The organism is Hymenobacter terrigena, assembly GCF_054776515.1.
Genome location: NZ_BAAHBU010000001.1, coordinates 1570921 through 1589063 on the forward strand (window position 1 = coordinate 1570921; position 18143 = coordinate 1589063).

21 protein-coding genes are annotated in these 18143 nt (G+C 59.3%); 13 read left to right on the forward strand and 8 right to left on the reverse strand.

Annotation, left to right across the window (positions count from 1 at the left end):
* Together ychF and ACYU7Q_RS06445 are read right to left on the reverse strand one after the other, a co-directional pair.
* Nucleotides 1-1101, reverse strand: a complete 1101-nt coding sequence (gene ychF / locus ACYU7Q_RS06440) for a redox-regulated ATPase YchF (protein ID WP_460608606.1) — start codon at nucleotides 1099-1101, stop codon at nucleotides 1-3.
* Nucleotides 1102-1261: 160 nt separating this feature from the next.
* Nucleotides 1262-1630: a DUF3276 family protein gene (locus ACYU7Q_RS06445; protein WP_198070206.1), complete on the reverse strand. Its 369-nt coding sequence runs from the start codon at nucleotides 1628-1630 to the stop codon at nucleotides 1262-1264.
* Nucleotides 1631-1884: 254 nt separating this feature from the next.
* On the opposite strand from ACYU7Q_RS06445, the gene ACYU7Q_RS06450 reads away from it, so the two are divergent.
* From ACYU7Q_RS06450 to ACYU7Q_RS06470, 5 genes are all read left to right on the forward strand, one after another.
* Nucleotides 1885-2802, forward strand: coding sequence for a DUF58 domain-containing protein (locus ACYU7Q_RS06450; protein ID WP_460608607.1), 918 nt, complete (start codon nucleotides 1885-1887; stop codon nucleotides 2800-2802).
* A gap of 163 nt (nucleotides 2803-2965) precedes the next feature.
* On the forward strand, nucleotides 2966-3202 hold the full coding sequence (locus ACYU7Q_RS06455; RefSeq protein ID WP_460608608.1) for a hypothetical protein: 237 nt from the start codon (nucleotides 2966-2968) through the stop codon (nucleotides 3200-3202).
* Between the two features lie 81 nt (nucleotides 3203-3283).
* On the forward strand, nucleotides 3284-3478 hold the full coding sequence (locus ACYU7Q_RS06460; RefSeq protein ID WP_460608609.1) for a hypothetical protein: 195 nt from the start codon (nucleotides 3284-3286) through the stop codon (nucleotides 3476-3478).
* Between the two features lie 43 nt (nucleotides 3479-3521).
* Nucleotides 3522-3980 (forward strand): hypothetical protein, encoded by a 459-nt coding sequence (locus ACYU7Q_RS06465; protein WP_460608610.1) that lies wholly within the window; start codon nucleotides 3522-3524, stop codon nucleotides 3978-3980.
* 75 nt (nucleotides 3981-4055) lie between these two features.
* Nucleotides 4056-4229, forward strand: a complete 174-nt coding sequence (locus ACYU7Q_RS06470) for a hypothetical protein (RefSeq protein ID WP_460608611.1) — start codon at nucleotides 4056-4058, stop codon at nucleotides 4227-4229.
* A gap of 73 nt (nucleotides 4230-4302) precedes the next feature.
* Here the strand turns inward: ACYU7Q_RS06470 and ACYU7Q_RS06475 are convergent, their stop codons facing one another.
* Nucleotides 4303-5064, reverse strand: coding sequence for a Rossmann-fold NAD(P)-binding domain-containing protein (locus tag ACYU7Q_RS06475; protein ID WP_460608612.1), 762 nt, complete (start codon nucleotides 5062-5064; stop codon nucleotides 4303-4305).
* 78 nt (nucleotides 5065-5142) lie between these two features.
* Nucleotides 5143-5559, reverse strand: a complete 417-nt coding sequence (locus ACYU7Q_RS06480) for a helix-turn-helix domain-containing protein (protein ID WP_460608613.1) — start codon at nucleotides 5557-5559, stop codon at nucleotides 5143-5145.
* Between the two features lie 144 nt (nucleotides 5560-5703).
* Between ACYU7Q_RS06480 and ACYU7Q_RS06485 the strand changes: the two genes are divergently transcribed.
* The 4 genes from ACYU7Q_RS06485 (at nucleotide 5704) to ACYU7Q_RS06500 (ending at nucleotide 9316) form a co-directional block, all read left to right on the forward strand.
* Nucleotides 5704-6036 carry a hypothetical protein gene (locus tag ACYU7Q_RS06485; RefSeq protein ID WP_460608614.1) on the forward strand — a complete coding sequence of 111 codons (333 nt, stop codon included), beginning with the start codon at nucleotides 5704-5706 and terminating at the stop codon, nucleotides 6034-6036.
* Nucleotides 6037-6342: 306 nt separating this feature from the next.
* A complete protein-coding gene (locus ACYU7Q_RS06490) occupies nucleotides 6343-7650 on the forward strand; it encodes a PLP-dependent aminotransferase family protein (RefSeq protein ID WP_460608615.1) in 1308 nt (435 codons plus the stop codon).
* A 51-nt stretch (nucleotides 7651-7701) separates the two neighbouring features.
* On the forward strand, nucleotides 7702-8082 hold the full coding sequence (locus ACYU7Q_RS06495) for a PH domain-containing protein (RefSeq protein ID WP_460608616.1): 381 nt from the start codon (nucleotides 7702-7704) through the stop codon (nucleotides 8080-8082).
* Nucleotides 8083-8440: 358 nt separating this feature from the next.
* The gene (locus tag ACYU7Q_RS06500; RefSeq protein WP_460608617.1) at nucleotides 8441-9316 is read left to right on the forward strand and encodes a hypothetical protein; all 876 of its coding nucleotides are present in this window, start codon (nucleotides 8441-8443) and stop codon (nucleotides 9314-9316) included.
* 88 nt (nucleotides 9317-9404) lie between these two features.
* Here ACYU7Q_RS06500 and ACYU7Q_RS06505 read toward each other — a convergent pair whose 3' ends face one another.
* The 4 genes from ACYU7Q_RS06505 to ACYU7Q_RS06520 form a co-directional block, all read right to left on the reverse strand.
* Nucleotides 9405-10376, reverse strand: a complete 972-nt coding sequence (locus ACYU7Q_RS06505; protein ID WP_460608618.1) for a deoxyhypusine synthase family protein — start codon at nucleotides 10374-10376, stop codon at nucleotides 9405-9407.
* An 86-nt stretch (nucleotides 10377-10462) separates the two neighbouring features.
* Entirely contained in the window at nucleotides 10463-11002 is a 540-nt protein-coding gene (hslV, locus tag ACYU7Q_RS06510; protein ID WP_460608619.1) for an ATP-dependent protease subunit HslV, read from the reverse strand.
* A gap of 127 nt (nucleotides 11003-11129) precedes the next feature.
* The gene (locus tag ACYU7Q_RS06515) at nucleotides 11130-12818 is read right to left on the reverse strand and encodes a pyruvate dehydrogenase complex dihydrolipoamide acetyltransferase (protein ID WP_460608620.1); all 1689 of its coding nucleotides are present in this window, start codon (nucleotides 12816-12818) and stop codon (nucleotides 11130-11132) included.
* Between the two features lie 232 nt (nucleotides 12819-13050).
* The gene (locus tag ACYU7Q_RS06520; RefSeq protein ID WP_460608621.1) at nucleotides 13051-13674 is read right to left on the reverse strand and encodes a histidine phosphatase family protein; all 624 of its coding nucleotides are present in this window, start codon (nucleotides 13672-13674) and stop codon (nucleotides 13051-13053) included.
* A gap of 133 nt (nucleotides 13675-13807) precedes the next feature.
* Between ACYU7Q_RS06520 and ACYU7Q_RS06525 the strand changes: the two genes are divergently transcribed.
* The 4 genes from ACYU7Q_RS06525 to menB are packed head-to-tail and all read left to right on the forward strand — an operon-like array spanning nucleotide 13808 to nucleotide 18070.
* A complete protein-coding gene (locus ACYU7Q_RS06525) occupies nucleotides 13808-14242 on the forward strand; it encodes a hotdog fold thioesterase (protein ID WP_460608622.1) in 435 nt (144 codons plus the stop codon).
* Complete coding sequence (locus ACYU7Q_RS06530) at nucleotides 14243-15478, forward strand: chorismate-binding protein (RefSeq protein WP_460608623.1); 1236 nt, start codon at nucleotides 14243-14245, stop codon at nucleotides 15476-15478.
* Between the two features lie 17 nt (nucleotides 15479-15495).
* Complete coding sequence (gene menD, locus ACYU7Q_RS06535; RefSeq protein ID WP_460608624.1) at nucleotides 15496-17223, forward strand: 2-succinyl-5-enolpyruvyl-6-hydroxy-3-cyclohexene-1-carboxylate synthase; 1728 nt, start codon at nucleotides 15496-15498, stop codon at nucleotides 17221-17223.
* Between the two features lie 22 nt (nucleotides 17224-17245).
* On the forward strand, nucleotides 17246-18070 hold the full coding sequence (gene menB, locus ACYU7Q_RS06540) for a 1,4-dihydroxy-2-naphthoyl-CoA synthase (protein WP_460608625.1): 825 nt from the start codon (nucleotides 17246-17248) through the stop codon (nucleotides 18068-18070).
* Nucleotides 18071-18143: the final 73 nt, after the last annotated feature.

An 18143-nucleotide genomic window follows, 5' to 3' on the forward strand; every position in this document is an offset into this window, starting at 1 on the left:
CTACACATTGAAGCGGAAGTGCATGATGTCCCCATCCTGCACCACGTAGTCTTTGCCTTCCACAGCCATTTTGCCGGCTTCTTTGATTTTCACTTCCGTCTTGTATTCCTGATAATCCGGCAGCTTAATCACCTCGGCACGGATGAAGCCTTTCTCAAAATCAGAGTGAATAACACCGGCCGCCGCAGGCGCTTTGTCGCCGCGGTGGATGGTCCAGGCGCGCACTTCCTGCACGCCGGCTGTGAAGTAGGTAATCAGGTTCAGCAGCTCGTAGCTGGCGCGGATGAGCTTGTTCAGGCCCGACTCGGTGAGGCCATATTCACCCAGGAACATGGCTTTTTCCTCGGGGTCTTCCATCTCGGCAATCTGGGCCTCGATGGCGGCCGACACCAGCACCACCTGAGCGCCTTCGGCTTTCACGTGCTCGCGCAGGGCCGTGACGTGGTTATTGCCGTTGCTGGCAATGCTGGCCTCGTCCACGTTGGCCACGTAAATCACGGGCTTGATGGTGAGCAGCTGCAAATCGGCAATGGCTTCGAGGTCGTCGGACGAAGCATCAACGGCGCGGGCGTTCTGGCCGGCTTCGAGGGCGGCTTTGAACTTCTGCAGCGACACCACTTCCTTCTTGGCCACGGCATCGCCGGCTTTGGCGCTGCGCTCCGACTTCTGCAGCTTCTTCTCAACGCTTTCCAGGTCCTTGAGCTGCAATTCGGTGTCGATAACGTCCTTATCAAAAACGGGGTCCACGCCACCGGCCACGTGCACGATGTTGGGGTCGTCGAAGCAGCGCACAACGTGGATAATTGCGTCCACCTCGCGGATGTTGGCCAGGAATTTATTGCCCAGGCCTTCGCCCTTGCTGGCGCCTTTCACGAGGCCGGCAATGTCGACAAACTCGATGATGGTGGGCAGCACGCGCTTAGGGTTCACGAGGGCTTCCAGAATCTGGAGGCGCTCGTCGGGCACGGTGATGACGCCCACGTTGGGCTCGATGGTGCAGAACGGGTAGTTGGCCGATTCGGCCTTGGCGTTTGAAAGCGCGTTGAAAAGGGTGGATTTACCGACGTTCGGCAAGCCGACGATACCGCAGCGGAGGCCCATAGTGGGAGTGAATGAGTGACTAAGTGATTGAGTGAATTGCAGGCAATTCGGCCGCAAAGGTACGGCCTGCCGCCACGCAAAACGGCGCGCCCGGACCAAAGTCCAGTCGCGCCGTTGAAATCGGACCCAAAAAGTTAACCGCTAACCGTTCGCCGCTGCCTTAGAAGCTGTCGTCGCTGCGGTTGGGGTCGAAGGCGGGGCGCTCGAACTCGCGGCGCGGCTGGTCGCGGTCGTCGTAGTCGCGCGGGCGGTCGAGCTCGGCTACTTCCTCGGGGCTCAGCAGCTCCTCGCGCACGTAGTCCACGGCGTCCTGCAGGGCATCCACAAACTTGAGGAAGTCCTCCTTGTAGAGGAAGATTTTATGTTTTTCGTACGAAACGGAGTCATCGCCGTTTTGCCGGCGCTTGCTCTCGGTGATGGTCAGGTAGTAATCCTGGCCGCGGGTGGCTTTCACGTCGAAGAAGTACGTGCGCTTGCCGGCTTTAATGCGTTGGGAATAAATTTCTTCCTGGTCGTGACGGTCGTCCACTGGAATTGGGTGGGGTATGAGTGGGAAATAGAATCGGTCGGTTGGTTGAAAGGACTAACTTACGAAAGATGCGGTAAAGATAAACGCGGGAGGCAGGACGGCTGTTGGGGGTATATTTGAACATTGTCTAATAAATCGTTTGTCATCCTGAGCGCAGCGAAGGACCTTCTTACGTTAGAACAAATCGTTTTTAACGTGAGAAGGTCCTTCGCTGCGCTCAGGATGACAAACGGTTGCCATTTCCTTCCGCCCTCATGCCCCTTGACCTTGCCGCCATCCGCTCCTTTGAGAACATTGAGTTTCTGGCCCGCCAGCTGGTGGATGGGTTCATTACGGGCCTGCACCAGTCGCCCTACCACGGCTTTTCGGTCGAGTTTTCGGAACACCGCCTCTACAACCCCGGCGAGAGCACGCGCCACATCGACTGGAAGGTGTTTGCCCGCACCGACAAGCTCTTCGTGAAGCGCTACGAGGAAGAAACCAACCTGCGCGCCCACATCCTGCTCGATGTAAGCCCTAGCATGTACTACCCCGCGCCGGGGTTCGACAAGCTGAAATTCAGCATCCTGGCCGCCGCTGCGCTCACCACGCTGCTCACCCGGCAGCGCGATGCCGTGGGCCTCGTCACCTTTGCCGATACCATTGAGCTGCAAACGCCGGTGCGCTCCACCAGTACCCACCGGCACACGCTGCTGCTGGCCCTGCAACAGCTGCTGGAGCGCCCGCCCGTGCCCAAAACAACCCGGGGCACCGACGTAGCCGGCACCATCCACGCCATCGCGCAGCAGATTCCGAAACGCTCGCTCGTCATCCTGTTCAGCGACATGCTGGGGCGCGGCGCCGACGAGCAGGAAGCGGCCCTGGCCGCCCTCCAGCACCTCAAGCACCAGCACCACGAAGTCCTGCTGTTCCACGTCCTCGACCGCGCTACGGAAGCCAACTTTGACTTCGCCGAGCGGCCCTACATCTTCGAAGATGTGGAAACCGGCCTCGAAATCAAGCTCCAGCCCTCCCAGGTAAAGGAGCAATACCAGGCCGCCATGACGGCCTACGAACAGGAGCTGGCCCAGCGCTGCGGCCAGCTGCGCATCGATTTCGTGCCCGTAGACGTGCGCGAGCCGTTTGAGAAAGTCCTGTATGCTTACCTGGTGAAGCGCGGCAAGGTGCGGTAATGCTTCTTTTGATGCAGAACATCATGCCGAAGAACGGTCATGCAGAGCGCAGCGAAGCATCTTTACCGCAATAGAAAATGAATTGCGTTGTGCGGTAAAGATGCTTCGCTGCGCTCTGCATGACCCTAGTCACCCCATTTATCTCCCTCCCCCCCCAATTTCCGTGTTCTTTCTTCGCCTGCTGCTCATTTTCGGGGTTTCGCTGCTCGTCTTCGCGCCCATCACCGGCTACATTGCCTACAACTACGGCCGGTCGTTCTGGCGGTGGTTTGGGCTGGGACTGCTGCTGCCTTTTGTGTCGGTATTTATCGCACTATTCATGGCTATGCGTGATAAGTGGCGGGAAGAAAAAGCGGCCCGGCACCAGCAACCGCCGCACCAATGGCCGCCACAACTCTAGCCGCGCCGTCGTCTGCAACCGGGTTGACCAGCCGAACGGTGGCCATACCTTTGCGCCTGCATTAATTCCGCACTTATTTCGATGATTGAAGCCCTTATTGTTATTCTAACGCCGTTGTTTTTCATGCCGATTATGACGGCGTTTATGGCGTACAACCACGGCCGCTCATTCTGGCGATGGTTTGGCATTGGGTGCGCCCTGCCCTACGTGTCGCTGTTCGTGGTTATGTTCGTGGTGCACCGCGACAAGAAACGGCTGGCCCTGGACATGGCTTAAGCCGCTTTTGCAACTGATTTCCCTGTTCACTCTTCCCCTTTTTATGTACCAAACCCTTCTCGTTCTGCACTCCTGGTCCCGCTGGTTCGTGCTCATCTTCGGCCTCATTGCCGTGTACCGCGCCTACGTGGGCTACTCCGGCCGTCGCCCCTTCCTGAGCGCCGACAACGGAATGAGCGCCGCTTTCTCGGGCTTCATGTGGCTGCAGGTTATCATCGGCCTGGGCCTGTATTTCGGCCTCAGCCCGGTGGGCCTGAACGCCATGAAGCAAGCCGGAGCCATGAAGGATGCCACCATCCGCTTTTTCGGTATGGAGCACGTGGTGGTGATGATTCTGGCCGCCATTGTGGCGCAGGTGGGCCGCATTGCCATCAAGAAAACGGCCGATAGCACCCAGAAGCACCGCAAGGCACTGCTCTATTTCGGCGTGGCGTTGGTACTGGTGCTGCTCATGATTCCGTGGGGCATCTGGAACCCGGCCCGGCCGCTATTTCGGTTTTAAGTCTTATGTTTGAGGCGCTACGTATATGCCGTAGCGCCTCCGCTATATTACCCGAACCATTTTGTTGTTCCCGCCGTGTCCACCACGCCGAAACGTACTTACTCCGTCGAAGACTTCTCAGAGCTGATTAACTCCCGCCTTCAACAGCTGGAAAGCACTCAGGAAGCCCGCCAACGCTACGGCTCGCTGCTGGCCGTGCTGCGCCAGCAGGTCGATTCCTACCGGATGCGGAAAGCGGCCGGCAAATAGTCCGGCTTAAATCCTGCAAAAACTCAAAAGCCTTCCCGCTACGTAGCGGGAAGGCTTTTTTGTGGCTGCGCGGCTAAATCCCCTGCCCGCCCGATACTTCGATGCGCTGGCCGTTAATCCAGCCGGCTTCGGGGGTGCAGAGGAAGGCCACGACGGGGCCGATGTCGGTGGGCAAGCCCACGCGGCCCAGGGCGGTGAGGCTGGCGATGTGGGCGTTGATTTCCTTGTTGTCGCGGGTGCGGCCGCCACCGAAATCGGTTTCAATGGCACCGGGGGCCACCACGTTTACGCGGATGCGACGTGCGCCCAGCTCCTTGGCTTGGTAGCGGGTGAGGGCTTCAACGGCCGTTTTGGCGCTGGCGTAGGCCGACGAGCCGGGCATGACGATGCGCGTGAGGCCCGACGAAATGTTGATGATGCCGCCCCCGTCGTTGAGCAGCGGCAGGGCCTGCTGGGCGAGGAAGTAAGGGCCTTTGAAGTGGATGTTCAGAATGTCGTCGAACTGCTGCTCGGTGGTTTCGGCAAAGGCCTGGTAGAGGCCCGTGCCGGCGTTGTTGATGAGGAAATCGAACTTCTCGGCATCAAACGTTTCCTTCAGGGTGGCGCGTACCTGCTCGAAGAAAGCGCCGAAGCTGCTCACGTTGGAGGCATCGAGCTGTAGGGCCACGGCCTGCTGGCCCGTGGCGCGCACAGCGGCCACCACGCCTTCGGCTTCGGCCTGCTGGCTGTGGTAGGTGAGGATGACGTTGAGGCCTTTCTGGGCCAGGTTGAGGGCCATGTCTTTGCCCAGGCCACGGCTGCCGCCGGTGACGAGGGCGATTTTGGAGGTGCTCATCGGGTTCAATTTGGTTGGGGTGAATGATGAGGCAAAGGTCTGGCCCGGAGCCGCTGGGTTTATGGTGAGTAGTTCCGTTTAAATGGTAACAGCTTCCGGAATTTCGGCGCGCTGGGCGGCCCACACCTGCTCGCGGTACTGCTTGGGGGTGCAGCCCTGGAAGCGCTTGAAAAACTTGGTAAAATTGGAGGGGTCGTAGGTGAGGGTGGCGGCGATGGCGGCCACCGGGCGGCTGGAGTCACGCAGCAGCTCGCGGGCCACGTCCATGATGCGGGCCTCGAAAAAGTAGCACGGCGCGTGCCCGGTGGCCAGCTTGATGGTGTTGCTCAGGTGCGTGGGGTGGATGCAAAGGATGCCCGCGAAGTCGCGGATTTCGAACATCTCGGTGGCCCGGCCGGCCACGATATCGGCCAGGTGACGGTCTACTTCGCGCAGGAAATCGGCGGTGATTTCGTGCTGGCGTGCCAGAAGTTTTTTGGGGATGGGGGTGGGCATGGGGATAATAATGTAAACTGTCCGGGCTATGGGAAGTACTAGATTTGAGGCAGCCTAAATGTTTGATAGCCTTTTTAACGTGAGTGTGCGGTGCCCAGAGAATATACGCTAATAGTGCCCGACAATCCGTTTCTGTTTCCCAGCATGGACTTGAACATCCGTTGGCTGGAAGCAGTACGGCTCGCGTTGCCAAAAATTCTTGGAGAACTCCCTTCAACGGTCGAGTATGACTTATTTCTCATTCAGGGCCCTTATGTGCCAGAAGATTCAGAACCAGCTTACCCGGTTTTTGGCGTGTACTGTCCAGATGAAGAGTCATTGGCAGCATTGGCTGCCCTTGATTATTGGGAGATGAATGAGAGGGTCAATAATTGGATAGAAAAACTTGGACAGGCCAAGCTATTACAGCGTGCTTATTTCGTCGATTATATCGACCTAAATCTATTGAAGAGTCAAAAGATTTACCCTATTCGATAAAAGACACACCCAATAAGACTCAAGCACCCCGCCCCAAACTATGGTCGTAGTTTGGGGCCAAACTACGACCCGAAGATTTTTACGCAGCCGGCGAAGCAGCCCACTACAAAATAGTGTTGTATGGACGTGGCTTGCCCTTGCCCGGACATTTGCGCTATTTCTCTAATTCCGTACAACGATGGGCAGGGACAAGACCCGCGCTACTGCCCCGCCGCTTTCCCGCGGCGGGGCTTTTTATTGCCCGTCCTCAAAACAAAATCCTACCTTCGTCCCACCTAATCTCTCACCCCCACCCAACTCCCGTTCATGCCCACCCTGCACGACCACGCCCACATCGGCGGCCAAGCACTGCGCCCCGAAAGCCTCATGATGAGCTACGGCTACACCCCCGCCTGGAGCGAGGGCGCCATTAAGCCGCCCATTTTCCAGACCTCTACCTTCGTTTTCAACAGCGCCGAAGAAGGCAAAGCCTTCTTCGAGCTGGCCTATGGCCTGCGCCAGCAGCGCCCCGACGAGGAAATGGGCCTCATCTACTCCCGCCTCAACAACCCCAGCCTGGAGATTCTGGAGCACCGCCTCACCCTCTGGGACGGTGCCGAGGAGGCGGCCAGCTTCGCCAGCGGCATGGCCGCCATCAGCACCACCCTGCTGGCCTTGCTCAAGCCCGGCGACGTGGTGCTGCACTCTGAACCCGTGTACGGCGGCTCCGATTTTTTCCTCAAAAACGTGCTGCCCAAGTTCGGCATCACCGCCGTGGGCTTCCGCCCCACCGCCACCCCGGAGGAGCTAACGGCTCAGGTGGCCGGCATTGAGCAGGGCCGTCTGGCCATGATTTTCGTGGAAACGCCTGCCAACCCCACCAACCACCTCGTCGACCTGGAAGCCTGTGCCGCCCTGGCCCGCCAGCACGGCACCGAGGACCATCCCATCCGGCTGGTGGTCGATAATACCTTCCTCGGGCCGGTGTTTCAACACCCCCTCAAGCACGGGGCCGACGTGGTGCTGTACTCGGCCACCAAGTTTTTGGGCGGGCATTCCGACCTCATCGCGGGTGCGGCCCTGGCCAGCAAGCCCCTCATGAAGGAAATCAAAGCTATGCGCACCTTCATGGGCACCATGTGCGACCCCAACACCGGCTGGATGCTCATGCGCTCCCTCGAAACCCTGAAGCTGCGCATGGAGCGCGCCGCCACTTCGGCCCAAATCATTGCCGACTGGCTCCGCGCCCACCCGCTGGTGCAGCGCACCTACTACCTCACCCACCTGGAGCACTGCCCCGCCCAGCAGGACATCTACCGCCGCCACTGCCTGTCGCCTGGCTCCATGATTTCCTTTGACATCCGCGGCGGCGAGGCCGAAGCCTTCCGCTTCCTCAACGCCCTCAAGCTCATCAAGCTGGCCGTGAGCCTCGGCGGCACCGAAAGCCTCGCCGAGCACCCCGGCACCATGACCCACTCCGACATCTCGGTGCCCGAACAGCGCGAAATGGGCATCACCCCCCAAATGATTCGCCTGAGCATCGGCGTCGAAGACCCGCAGGATTTGATGCTGGACCTGAGCCAAGCCTTTGAGGCCGTGGGCATGGTGAAGACACGGGAGTTGGAAATGGCGTAATTCCCATTGGTAGTGAGCTACATTTGAAACTCACTTTAATAACCAAAAATCATGGGTTTTTTTTCTGCTATTCTCGGCAATGCCGGGGTTGCACAGCCAGCCGAGTTAAATACGGAGTATGGCATTTTGCTCGCCAATGGCGAGGTCATCGAAATTGGCTTCAAATTGATGCGAGATGTATTTATTTTCACCAACAAACGCCTTATCCTGGTTGATAAGCAAGGATTAACGGGCAAGAAAATAGAATACCTTTCCGTATTATATAAAAGTATTTCCCGCTTTGCCATCGAAACCGCAGGGCATATGGACCTTGACGCGGAATTGAAAATCTGGGTATCGAGTGAAGCGCTTCCTAGCGTGACGCGCAAATTCAATAAACAGGTCAATATTTATGACCTGCAAAAAGTATTAGCCGAACACGTCCTGGGCTAGTCAACCCGACATAACCGCAAAAAGAGCCGGCCGCTGATGAAGCGGCCGGCTCTTTTTGTAGCGCAAATGCGGCCATTTACCCGTTGGCACGACATTTTTGCGGCAGTTTGGGGCTGGTTCGGAGCGTGATTGTGGGCCTGCGCCCAGTGCCCCAGGCGACTATTGAAAATAGCAGATGTTTTTATTTTGAGCAATCAACTAAACATTGTATCATTGTAGCTTGGAACATTAGTATCCATAAGGCCGGAATTATCCCGAAACAGCGGTCAATCTATTCTGAAAGTAGGGAATCACTCCTTTTCATTCGTCATCCACATCGATGAAACACCTTTACCTTTCTGCCGTCCTGGCAGTTTCTATGCTTGGCGCTGCCCACGGCCAGGCTCGCCCCGCTGCCAAATCCGTTGCCAAGCCCGCCGCCAAGCCAGCTGCGAAAGCCGCTGCCGCGCCTGCCGCCACCGAAGAAGAGACAGCGGCCGCCGAAGAAGCCCCCGCTGACCAGGAAGCTCCCCAATACGCCGGCCTCTACCTCAACGGCAAGCGCGTATCGGAAATTGATTGCTACGGGATGAACGAGTACACCATCGTATATCCTTACCTCGCCCCGCTCGATGTGTGCAATTACTTCTCGATTGGGCTGCGGGCCGGCTCCCTCAACAACAAAGGCCAGTTTGTGAACGAGCTGCGCGAATTCACCATGTACAAAGACGGCGATGCCGACGCCGTGCGCGCCAAGTATGCCAACAAGGGCTACGGGGTTATCACCCGCTCCGGCTTGCTCGAGCGCTTCAACGCCCACCGCGAATACCGCCCCAGTGAAGAATACTTTGCCGAGGAGAACATGCCCTCGGTCAACCTACTGAAGTACACGGAGTTTGACCCCGGCAAATATTCCGGCAGCGTCATGTATGTAGAAATCTACACCTATACGCATTCCGGGCGCTTCACCGACCAGGGCGACGCCATCTATACCAGCACCAAAGTTTATACTTCGGCCCCGATTGCGCTGAAAAACCGCATCAGCACCGGCACGGCCGGTCTTAAGGATTCCAACGCTCGCAAAGGACTGAGCTTCGTGCCGATTGTCGGCGCTGTGGCAATGGCCGCCACGAAAGGCAAGCCCCTGCCCGAAATGACCGCAGAGGGCTGTGACTACCCTGGCACCGCTGTGTCGATGACCGCCATCAAGAAAGTAGGCCGCGATAACATTGGCGAAGAGGTGCTAACTAAGTAATCCACTGCTTCACAAAAAAGCCCCGGTACAGCACGGTACCGGGGCTTTTTGTGAAGCAGGGTTGGTTTCACCCTAGCCCACAGGCACCTTACTGCCCCAGCACGATGGCGAAAATCAACGGAGCCACAATCGTGGCGTCGCTTTCGATGATGAATTTCGGGGTTTTCTCGCCCAGCTTGCCCCAGGTGATTTTCTCGTTGGGCACGGCCCCGGAGTAGCTGCCGTAGCTGGTGGTGGAGTCCGAAATCTGGCAGAAATAGCCCCACAGCGGCACCGAGTGGCGCTGCAAATCCTGGTGCAGCATGGGCACCACACAGATGGGGAAGTCGCCGGCAATGCCGCCGCCAATCTGGAAGAAGCCCACTTTGCTTTCCTCGGTGGCGGTGTTGGTGTACCAGTCGGCCAAGTACATCATGTACTGAATGCCCGTCTTCATGGTGTGCACGTTCTTGATGTCACCCGAAATGACGTGGCCGGCGTAGATGTTGCCGAGCGTGGAGTCTTCCCAACCGGGGCAAATGATGGGCAGGTTTTTCTCAGCCGCGGCCAACATCCAGGAATCTTTGGGGTCAATCTGGTAATACTGCTCCAGCTCGCCGCTGAGCAGAATCTGGTAGAAAAACTCGTGCGGGAAGTAGGCCTTGCCTTCCTGGTCGGCCTTCTCCCAGAACTTGAGCACGGTGTGCTCCAAGCGGCGCATGGCTTCCTCTTCGGGGATGCAGGTATCGGTCACGCGGTTCATGTGGCGCTCCAGCAGGGCCTGCTCGTCGGCGGGCGTGAGGTCGCGGTAGTTGGGCACGCGCTCGTAAAAATCGTGGGCCACGAGGTTGAAGATGTCCTCCTCCAGGTTGGCCCCGGTGCAGCTGATAATCTGCACCTTGTCCTGCCGAATCAACTCGGCCAGCTGAATACCCATTTCGGCGGTGCTCATGGCGCCGGCCAGGGTAATCATCATTTTGCCGCCATCGGCGAGGTGCTTGTTGTAGCCATCGGCCGCGTCGATGAGCGCAGCAGCGTTGAAGTGGCGGTAATGATGCTTGAGGAAATTGGTGATTTGCATGGGTTGGATGGGGTTGTTTTCAGGGTTGGGGGGAATGTCATGCTGAGCGTAGCCGAAGCATGACATTCTGGTTTATTCAGAGTTGCCTACGACGGCGACTCAATCATCAAATTATGATTGGTGTAAATGCAGATATCGGCCGCGATGTGCAGGCCTTCTTCCACCATCTGGCGGGCCGTTAAATGCGGCGCATGTTTCTTAAGAGCCAGTGCGGCGGCCTGCGCATACATCGCGCCCGAGCCGATGGCAGCCACGTCCGAGTCGGGTTCCAGTACGTCGCCGGTGCCGCTTAGGATTAGCAGCTCGTCTTTATCGGCCACCACCATCATGGCTTCCAGCTTGCGCAGGTACTGGTCTTTGCGCCAGTCCTTGGCCAGTTCGATGGCAGCGCGCTTGAGGTTGCCGCCGTAGCTGGTCAGCTTCTCGTCGAAGCGGTCGAGCAGCATAAACGCATCGGCGGTAGAGCCGGCGAAACCGGTCACGACTTTGCCATCCTGCAGCTTACGGATTTTGCGCACGTTGTTTTTGGCGACGTGCTTGTCCATGGTGGCCTGGCCATCGGCCCCCACGGCAATTTCCCCGTTGTGGCGAATGCCGAGAACGGTAGTAGAGCGGATTCTGGTCATTAGGTTCGGTAAAATGTAGGGGCGGGGCTCGTCCCCGCCCGTCGTTGAACGTTTGAGTTAGGCAAAACCTAGCCAATTCCGTTCAACGACGGGCGGGGATGAGCCCCGCCCCCTACTTCAGTTAAAATCAAATCATCAAACGCATCGGGTCTTCCAGCAGGCTTTTCAGCGTTTGCAGGAAGGCTGCGCCGGTAGCGCCGTCCACCACGCGGTGGTCGCAGCTCAGCGTCACCTTCATGATGTTGCCGATGGCGAGCGCGCCGTCTTTCACAATGGCGGTTTGCTTGATGCCGCCCACGGCCAGGATGCAGGCATCCGGCGGGTTGATGATGGCCGTGAATTCATCGATGCCGAACATGCCCAGGTTCGAGATGGTGAAGGTGCTGCCTTCCCACTCGGCGGGCTGTAGCTTCTTGGATTTGGCTTTGCCGGCCAGCTCCTTCACCTCGTTGGCAATGCTGGCCAGGCCTTTCTGGTCGGCGTTGCGAATCACGGGCACCAGCAGGCCTTCGTCCACGGCCACGGCCACGCCAATGTTGATGACCTTGTTCTGACGGATGCGGTCGCCGAGCCACGAAGAATTTACGGCCGGGTGCGAGCGAAGGGCAATAGCTGCCGACTTCAGCACCAGGTCGTTGAAGCTGAGTTTCACCGGCGAAAGCTCGTTGAGCTTCACGCGGGCTTCCATGGCCTTGTCCATGTTGATTTCCATCGTGAGATAGAAATGCGGGGCGGTGAACAGGCTCTCGGATAGGCGCTTGGCAATGACTTTGCGCATCTGCGACACGGGCGTGTCGGTGTACGTATCGGTCGAGGCCGGGGCGCTGGCGGGAGCAGCCTGCGGGGCCGGAGCCGCCTGCGGTGCAGCAGCCGGAGCAGCTTGCGGCGCGGGCGCGGCAGTAGCGCCGGAGGGCTGGAAGTTCTCCACGTCGCGCTGCACGATGCGGCCATTATCGCCGCTGCCTACAACCTGCGAGAGGTTAATGCCTTTTTCCTTGGCAATGCTCTTGGCCAAGGGTGAGGCCAGGATGCGGCCGCTGTTGGCGGAAGCAGCAGGGGTAGCCGAAGCTACGGCAGCAGCCGGAGCAGCTTCGGCGGCGGGAGCAGCCGGGGCGGCCACGGGAGCAGCGGCCGGAGCCGAACCACCGCCGAGCAGCGCCTGAATGTCAGCGCCTTCTTCGCCGATGATGGCCAGAATACCGTCAACAGCAACGGCTTCGCCAGCTTTGGGGCCAGTGTAAAGCAGGGTGCCGTCCTCGTAGTTTTCGAGTTCCATCGTGGCTTTGTCGGTTTCGACTTCGGCCAGCACATCACCCGATTTTACTTTGTCGCCCACGTTTTTCAACCAAGCGGCAATAGTGCCTTCGGTCATTGTGTCGCTCATTTTGGGCATGCGGACCACGGTAGCTTTCTTGCCATTGGCGGGCGCGGCCGGGGCAGCAGCAACTGGCGCGGGAGCCGGCGCAGCAGCTTCCGGTGCTTTGGGAGCTTCGGCGGCGGGGGCCGGGGCTGGTGCAGCCGCCGGAGCCGGGGCGGCACCGCCGCTCTGGCCATTCAGCAGGCCCGAAATGTCTTCGCCTTCCTTGCCCACGATGGCCAGAATGCCATCAACCGGCACGGAATCCTTCTCTTTCGGCCCGATGTAGAGCAGGGTGCCGTCTTCGTAATTTTCCAGCTCCATGGTGGCTTTGTCGGTTTCGACTTCGGCCAGGATGTCCCCGGACTTAACTTTATCACCCACTTTTTTGAGCCAGGCCGCGATGGTCCCTTCGGTCATCGTGTCGCTCATTTTGGGCATTTTTATGATTTCGGCCATCGGATATAGAAGCGCTAGAGTTGAGAAGGCCAAAATTAGCCGGAAAAGTTGGCGGGGGCAATGTTATTATAGGGAGAATGTAAGGACTGGCTCATCGAACGAATAAAGAACGTCATGCAGAGCGTAGCGAAGCATCTTGCCTGCACAACTAAACCTTTGCAATTGATTCACTTACTACGGGCAAGATGCTTCGCTACGCTCTGCATGACGTTTTGGACAATACGTCTAAGCATCAGCCGGCTGCTTGCAAGTGCGTCACGTCCAGAAAATTCTTGATGGTGAACACCGAGCCGGTGTACTCCAACTTATACAGGCATAAATTGCTGTGCTCGAAGCCTTCCATGCAGCTGAGCGGGTAGTTGAGCAGCTGGCAGAGCATGACGCGCATGGCCCGGCCGTGCATGCAGACGAGGACGGTTTCCTCGGCCTCCCGCGCCTTTAGCAGCTCGATGAACGGGCGCTGACGGGCGGCCACTTCCTCCGGGCTTTCGCCGCCGGTGAGACGGGCGTGGGTATCGCCGGCCACCCAGCCGGCCAGTACCTGGCGGTATTCGGCATCCTCTTCCATGGTGATGCGGGTGCCCTCACGCACGCCCCAGCTGATTTCGTTGAGGCCGGCGTGGGCCTCGTGGGGGAGGCCGAGGTCGAGGAACTGCTGCACCGACTCGTGGGTGCGGCGCAGGGTGGAGGTGTAGACCTTATCGAAGGGCACGTGGCTGTAGGCCGCGAAGAACTGGGCGGCCTGGCGGCGGCCCGTATCGTTCAGGCTGGAATCGACGCCGCTGCCCTGCACGATGCCGCGCACGTTGAAATCGGTCTGGCCATGGCGCAGGAGGAAGATGGTCCGGGGCCTCACTTTCGCGGTAGTTTTGCGTAACAATCGGTCAACAATTCTTCAAAGTACGGAGTTTAAACCCCAACAGTTGACCTTTACGCCCTATCATTCACCGACGAGCGGAGCTTCCCCGGCCGCTCTCCTGCCCCACCCCATGAATCTGGAAGAAGTAAAGCGCTGGACGGCCTCCCGCCCCACCCTGGCCGATGCCCTCGGCATGGAAATCACCACCGTAACCGACGATTACCTCGAAGGCCGGATGCCCGTGGACGGCCGCACGCACCAGCCCATGGGCCTGTTGCACGGCGGAGCGTCGGTGGCGCTGGCCGAAACCCTGGGCAGCATTGCCGCCACCCTGCGCGTGGACCGCACCAAACAGGCCTGCGTGGGCCTCGAAATCAACGCCAACCACCTCAAGGGCGTGCGCGATGGCTGGGTGCTGGGCCGCGCCACGCCGGTGCACATCGGCCGGAGCACGCAGGTGTGGGAAATCCGCATTTCGCACGAAGAAACCGGGGCGCTGGTGTGCATCAGCCGCATTACGATGGCCGTGATTGATTTGCCGGCCGCTAGCTCCAAGGCGGTTTAAATGCAGGCTGGTCAACTTCGATACCTGCCCTGGCCGGCGGTGGCGGCGGGGCTGGATGCCCCGGCCCGGCTGCGCCACCTCGTGGCCGGCGCGCTGCGCACCAACCGCCCGCTGGCCCTGTGGCGCGAGCCCGGAGCCGCGCCGCCGCGCCTGCTGGTGGCCCGCTCCCTCGAAGCCGCCTACACCGGCCTGCCGCCCGCGCTTGATGCTCAAGCTCCGGCCGGTTTCGCCTTTTTCCCGTTCCGCGATTCGGACCACAACCCGGCCCTGTTCCTGCCCGCTGACGTGGGCTACAACCTAGCCCAACCTGAAGCCGTGACCGTGGCCCCGGCGGCCCGCGAGCTGGTGCCGGGCCTCACGGCCTGGCTGGGCTTGCCCACGCCGACGGAGCTGGCCTGGCACTACGGCCCGCAGCCCGCCCCGCCCGCCGCCACCGAGGCCGAGTACACTGCCCTGGTGCGGCGCGGCGTGGCCGCCATCGAGGCCAAGGAAGTGGTGAAGGTGGTGAGTTCCCGCGCTGCCCGCCGCCCACTGCCGGTGGGCTTCGACCCGCTGGCGGCGTTTGATGAGTTAAGCGAAAAATATCCGCGCGCCTTTGTGTCGCTGGTGAGCGTGCCGGGCGTGGGCACCTGGCTGGGGGCCTCGCCCGAGGTGCTGGCCGAAGTCACAGCCGACGGGCATTTTCATACCATGGCGCTGGCCGGCACGCAGCCGCTGCTGCCGGACACGCGCCCGCAGGATGCCATCTGGCGGCAGAAGGAAATTGAGGAGCAGGCGCTGGTGGCGCGCTACATCGTGAGCTGTTTCAAGCAGTTGCGGCTGCGTGAATACCACGAAACCGGCCCGCGCACCGTGGCCGCCGGGCAGCTCCTGCACCTGCGCACCGACTTCGAAGTAGACCTACAAAACGTGCCCAACGCTGCCTCGCTGGGCACCGATATGCTGCGGCTGCTGCACCCCACCTCGGCGGTGGGCGGCATGCCCAAAACGGCCGCGCTCGATTTCCTGCGCCGCCACGAGGGCTACGACCGCGCCTACTACAGTGGCTTCCTGGGGCCGGTGAATGTGGCCGCGCCCGGCATTGCCCGCCTGTTTGTGAACCTGCGCTGCCTGCAGCTGCGCCCCACCGAGGCCATTCTCTACGCCGGCACCGGCCTCACCGTCGACTCTGACCCCGCCCGCGAGTGGCAGGAAACCGAAATGAAATTGCAAACCGTGGGCGCGGTGCTTCAGTGATGTTTGATTGATTAAGAATGATGCAAGCCATTTATAATATCGCCGAAATCTGCGCCCAACACGGCATTACCGATGTTGTTTTGTCGCCCGGTTCGCGCTCCGCGCCGCTCACACTGGCCTTTGCGCGCCACCCGGGTTTGAACGTGCGCGTGGTGCCCGATGAGCGGGCCGCCGCCTTCATTGGCCTGGGCATTGCGCAGGCACAGCGGCGGGCGGTGGCGCTGGTGTGCACGTCCGGCACTGCCGGGCTGAACTACGCGCCCGCCGTGGCAGAGGCTTTTTTCCAGCATATTCCGCTGGTGATTTTCACCGCTGACCGGCCGCCTGAATGGATTGACCAACTCGATGGGCAGACCATCCGCCAACGCAATTTGTACGGCGCGCATGCCAAGGGCGAGTTTGAATTACCAGTCGATACCTCACATGCGGATGCCAAGTGGCACTCGGCCCGCATTGTGAACGAGGCCATCAACCTGGCCCAAGCCGCGCCCGCCGGGCCGGTACAGGTGAATGTGCCGCTGCGGGAGCCGTTTTATCCGAAGGCGGGCGAGGGAATTGGGTATGAGAAGGATGTGAAGATTATTCGGGATGATGCAGACGTACCGTCAGCCACTTTCTACGCAGAAGCACATGCATCATCGCCCTACGACGGGCTTTTAAATCGCATTCTGGTGGTAGTTGGCCAGCATGTCAGTGATTCATCAATGGTAGCGGCGATTAGGGATTTTGCGCATCAATCCGGCGCTATTGTGGTTGCAGATTCTATTAGCAACCTTTCAACAGATATTCCGGCAATTATGTCGCAGGATATTTTTCTAAGCAGCGCCAATGAGGAATTTCGGGAGTCATTGCGGCCTAGTCTCCTGATAACGTTCGGAAAATCGTTGATATCAAAAGCGCTGAAATTATACCTGCGAAAATATCCAGCGGAGCAGCAATGGCACCTTCAACCGCATTCTGGTGTGGTGGCAGATGTATTTCGCTCCCTCACAAAAGTTATTCGAACCAGTCCAACAATTTTTCTGGGCGATTTTGCACACGAATTCTCACAGGAAGTGCGAGTGCAAGCTATGCCATATGGAAAGGTGTGGCGTCGTGCGAATCAACAGTCTGCTGAATTTATCAGCCGATTTTTCACGGACGAAACCCAGCCTTTTAACGAATTCTCTGCCTTCCGCCATAATCTGGCCGCATTACCTGAAACCACCGCCCTGCACCTCGCCAACAGCATGGCCGTGCGCTACGCCAACATCCTCGGCATTCCGCAAGGCCGGCAAATCGAAGTCTTTGCCAACCGGGGCACCAGCGGCATCGACGGCTGCACCAGTACGGCCGTGGGCGCGGCACTGGCCCAGTCGGAGCGGCCGGTAGTCCTGCTCACCGGCGACGTAGCGTTTTTCTACGACCGCAACGCCTTCTGGCACAATTACCCGCTGCCCAACCTGCGGGTGGTGCTGTTCAACAACCACGGGGGCGGCATCTTCCGCATCATCGACGGGCCGCGCCAGCAGCCGGAGCTGGACGAGTTTTTTGAGACGCGCCAGTTGCTCACGGCCGAGAACACGGCCAAAGATTTTAACCTGCGCTACTTCCCGGTTTCATCGTTTGAAGAACTGGAAGCCGCGCTACCGGTTTTCTTTGCAGCCGAAACCGGCGCGGCCATTCTGGAAGTCTTCACCGACTCGAAGACCAACGCGGCGTTTTTCGAAGAATACCGTAGTGCGGTGAAAGCCGCATTCGCCTAACGTTCTTTTTCCCATCTTCCCTATGACCGAACCCATTGAGTGGACCCCGATTAAGGAGTTCAAAGAAATTCTCTTCTCGCAGTTTGGCGGCATCGCCAAAATCAGCATCAACCGGCCGCAGGTGCACAACGCTTTCACGCCGCTCACGGTGCAGGAGATGATTGAGGCCATGCGCATCTGCCAGGACCGCACCGACATCGGCGTCATCATCCTCACCGGCGAGGGCGGCCGGGCCTTCTGCTCGGGCGGCGACCAGAGCGTGCGCGGCCACGGCGGCTACGTGGGCGAGGACACCGTGCCCCGCCTCAACGTGCTGGAACTGCAGAAAATCATCCGCTCCATCCCCAAGCCGGTCATTGCCATGGTGGCGGGCTGGGCCATTGGCGGCGGGCACGTACTGCACGTGGTGTGCGATCTCACCATTGCGGCCGAAAACGCCCGTTTCGGTCAGACCGGCCCGAATGTGGGTTCGTTCGATGGCGGCTTTGGCGCTTCTTACCTCGCCCGCGTGGTGGGCCAGAAGAAGGCCCGTGAAATCTGGTTTCTCTGCGACCAGTACGACGCCCAGGAAGCCCTCGACATGGGCCTTGTGAACAAAGTGGTGCCCCTCGACAAACTGGAAGAAACCACCGTGGCCTGGTGCCACAAGATTCTGCAGAAAAGCCCGCTCTCGCTGCGCATGCTCAAATCGAGCTTCAACGCGGAGCTGGACGGACAAGCTGGTATTCAGGAGCTGGCCGGCAACGCCACGCTGCTTTATTACCTCTCCGATGAGGCGAAAGAAGGCCGCAACGCCTACATGGAAAAGCGCCAGCCGGACTTCTCGAAATTCCCAAAATTCCCGTAAGCTCATCCCGGAGCTTAGCTAAAAAGGCGCGTCTGTTTTCTACCTCTCGGCAGAAAGCAGACGCGCCTTTTTT

What these genes read in the sequence shown, in the direction of transcription:
- ychF (WP_460608606.1), bottom strand. Translation starts at nt 1,101, where the DNA reads ATGGGCCTCCGCTGCGGTATCGTCGGCTTGCCGAACGTCGGTAAATCC.
- ACYU7Q_RS06450 (WP_460608607.1), top strand. Translation starts at nt 1,885, where the DNA reads ATGCCCCTTGACCTTGCCGCCATCCGCTCCTTTGAGAACATTGAGTTT.
- ACYU7Q_RS06460 (WP_460608609.1), top strand. Translation starts at nt 3,284, where the DNA reads ATGATTGAAGCCCTTATTGTTATTCTAACGCCGTTGTTTTTCATGCCG.
- ACYU7Q_RS06465 (WP_460608610.1), top strand. Translation starts at nt 3,522, where the DNA reads ATGTACCAAACCCTTCTCGTTCTGCACTCCTGGTCCCGCTGGTTCGTG.
- ACYU7Q_RS06475 (WP_460608612.1), bottom strand. Translation starts at nt 5,064, where the DNA reads ATGAGCACCTCCAAAATCGCCCTCGTCACCGGCGGCAGCCGTGGCCTG.
- ACYU7Q_RS06480 (WP_460608613.1), bottom strand. Translation starts at nt 5,559, where the DNA reads ATGCCCACCCCCATCCCCAAAAAACTTCTGGCACGCCAGCACGAAATC.
- ACYU7Q_RS06485 (WP_460608614.1), top strand. Translation starts at nt 5,704, where the DNA reads ATGGACTTGAACATCCGTTGGCTGGAAGCAGTACGGCTCGCGTTGCCA.
- ACYU7Q_RS06490 (WP_460608615.1), top strand. Translation starts at nt 6,343, where the DNA reads ATGCCCACCCTGCACGACCACGCCCACATCGGCGGCCAAGCACTGCGC.
- ACYU7Q_RS06495 (WP_460608616.1), top strand. Translation starts at nt 7,702, where the DNA reads ATGGGTTTTTTTTCTGCTATTCTCGGCAATGCCGGGGTTGCACAGCCA.
- ACYU7Q_RS06500 (WP_460608617.1), top strand. Translation starts at nt 8,441, where the DNA reads ATGCTTGGCGCTGCCCACGGCCAGGCTCGCCCCGCTGCCAAATCCGTT.
- ACYU7Q_RS06505 (WP_460608618.1), bottom strand. Translation starts at nt 10,376, where the DNA reads ATGCAAATCACCAATTTCCTCAAGCATCATTACCGCCACTTCAACGCT.
- hslV (WP_460608619.1), bottom strand. Translation starts at nt 11,002, where the DNA reads ATGACCAGAATCCGCTCTACTACCGTTCTCGGCATTCGCCACAACGGG.
- ACYU7Q_RS06515 (WP_460608620.1), bottom strand. Translation starts at nt 12,818, where the DNA reads ATGGCCGAAATCATAAAAATGCCCAAAATGAGCGACACGATGACCGAA.
- ACYU7Q_RS06525 (WP_460608622.1), top strand. Translation starts at nt 13,808, where the DNA reads ATGAATCTGGAAGAAGTAAAGCGCTGGACGGCCTCCCGCCCCACCCTG.
- ACYU7Q_RS06530 (WP_460608623.1), top strand. Translation starts at nt 14,243, where the DNA reads ATGCAGGCTGGTCAACTTCGATACCTGCCCTGGCCGGCGGTGGCGGCG.
- menD (WP_460608624.1), top strand. Translation starts at nt 15,496, where the DNA reads ATGATGCAAGCCATTTATAATATCGCCGAAATCTGCGCCCAACACGGC.
- menB (WP_460608625.1), top strand. Translation starts at nt 17,246, where the DNA reads ATGACCGAACCCATTGAGTGGACCCCGATTAAGGAGTTCAAAGAAATT.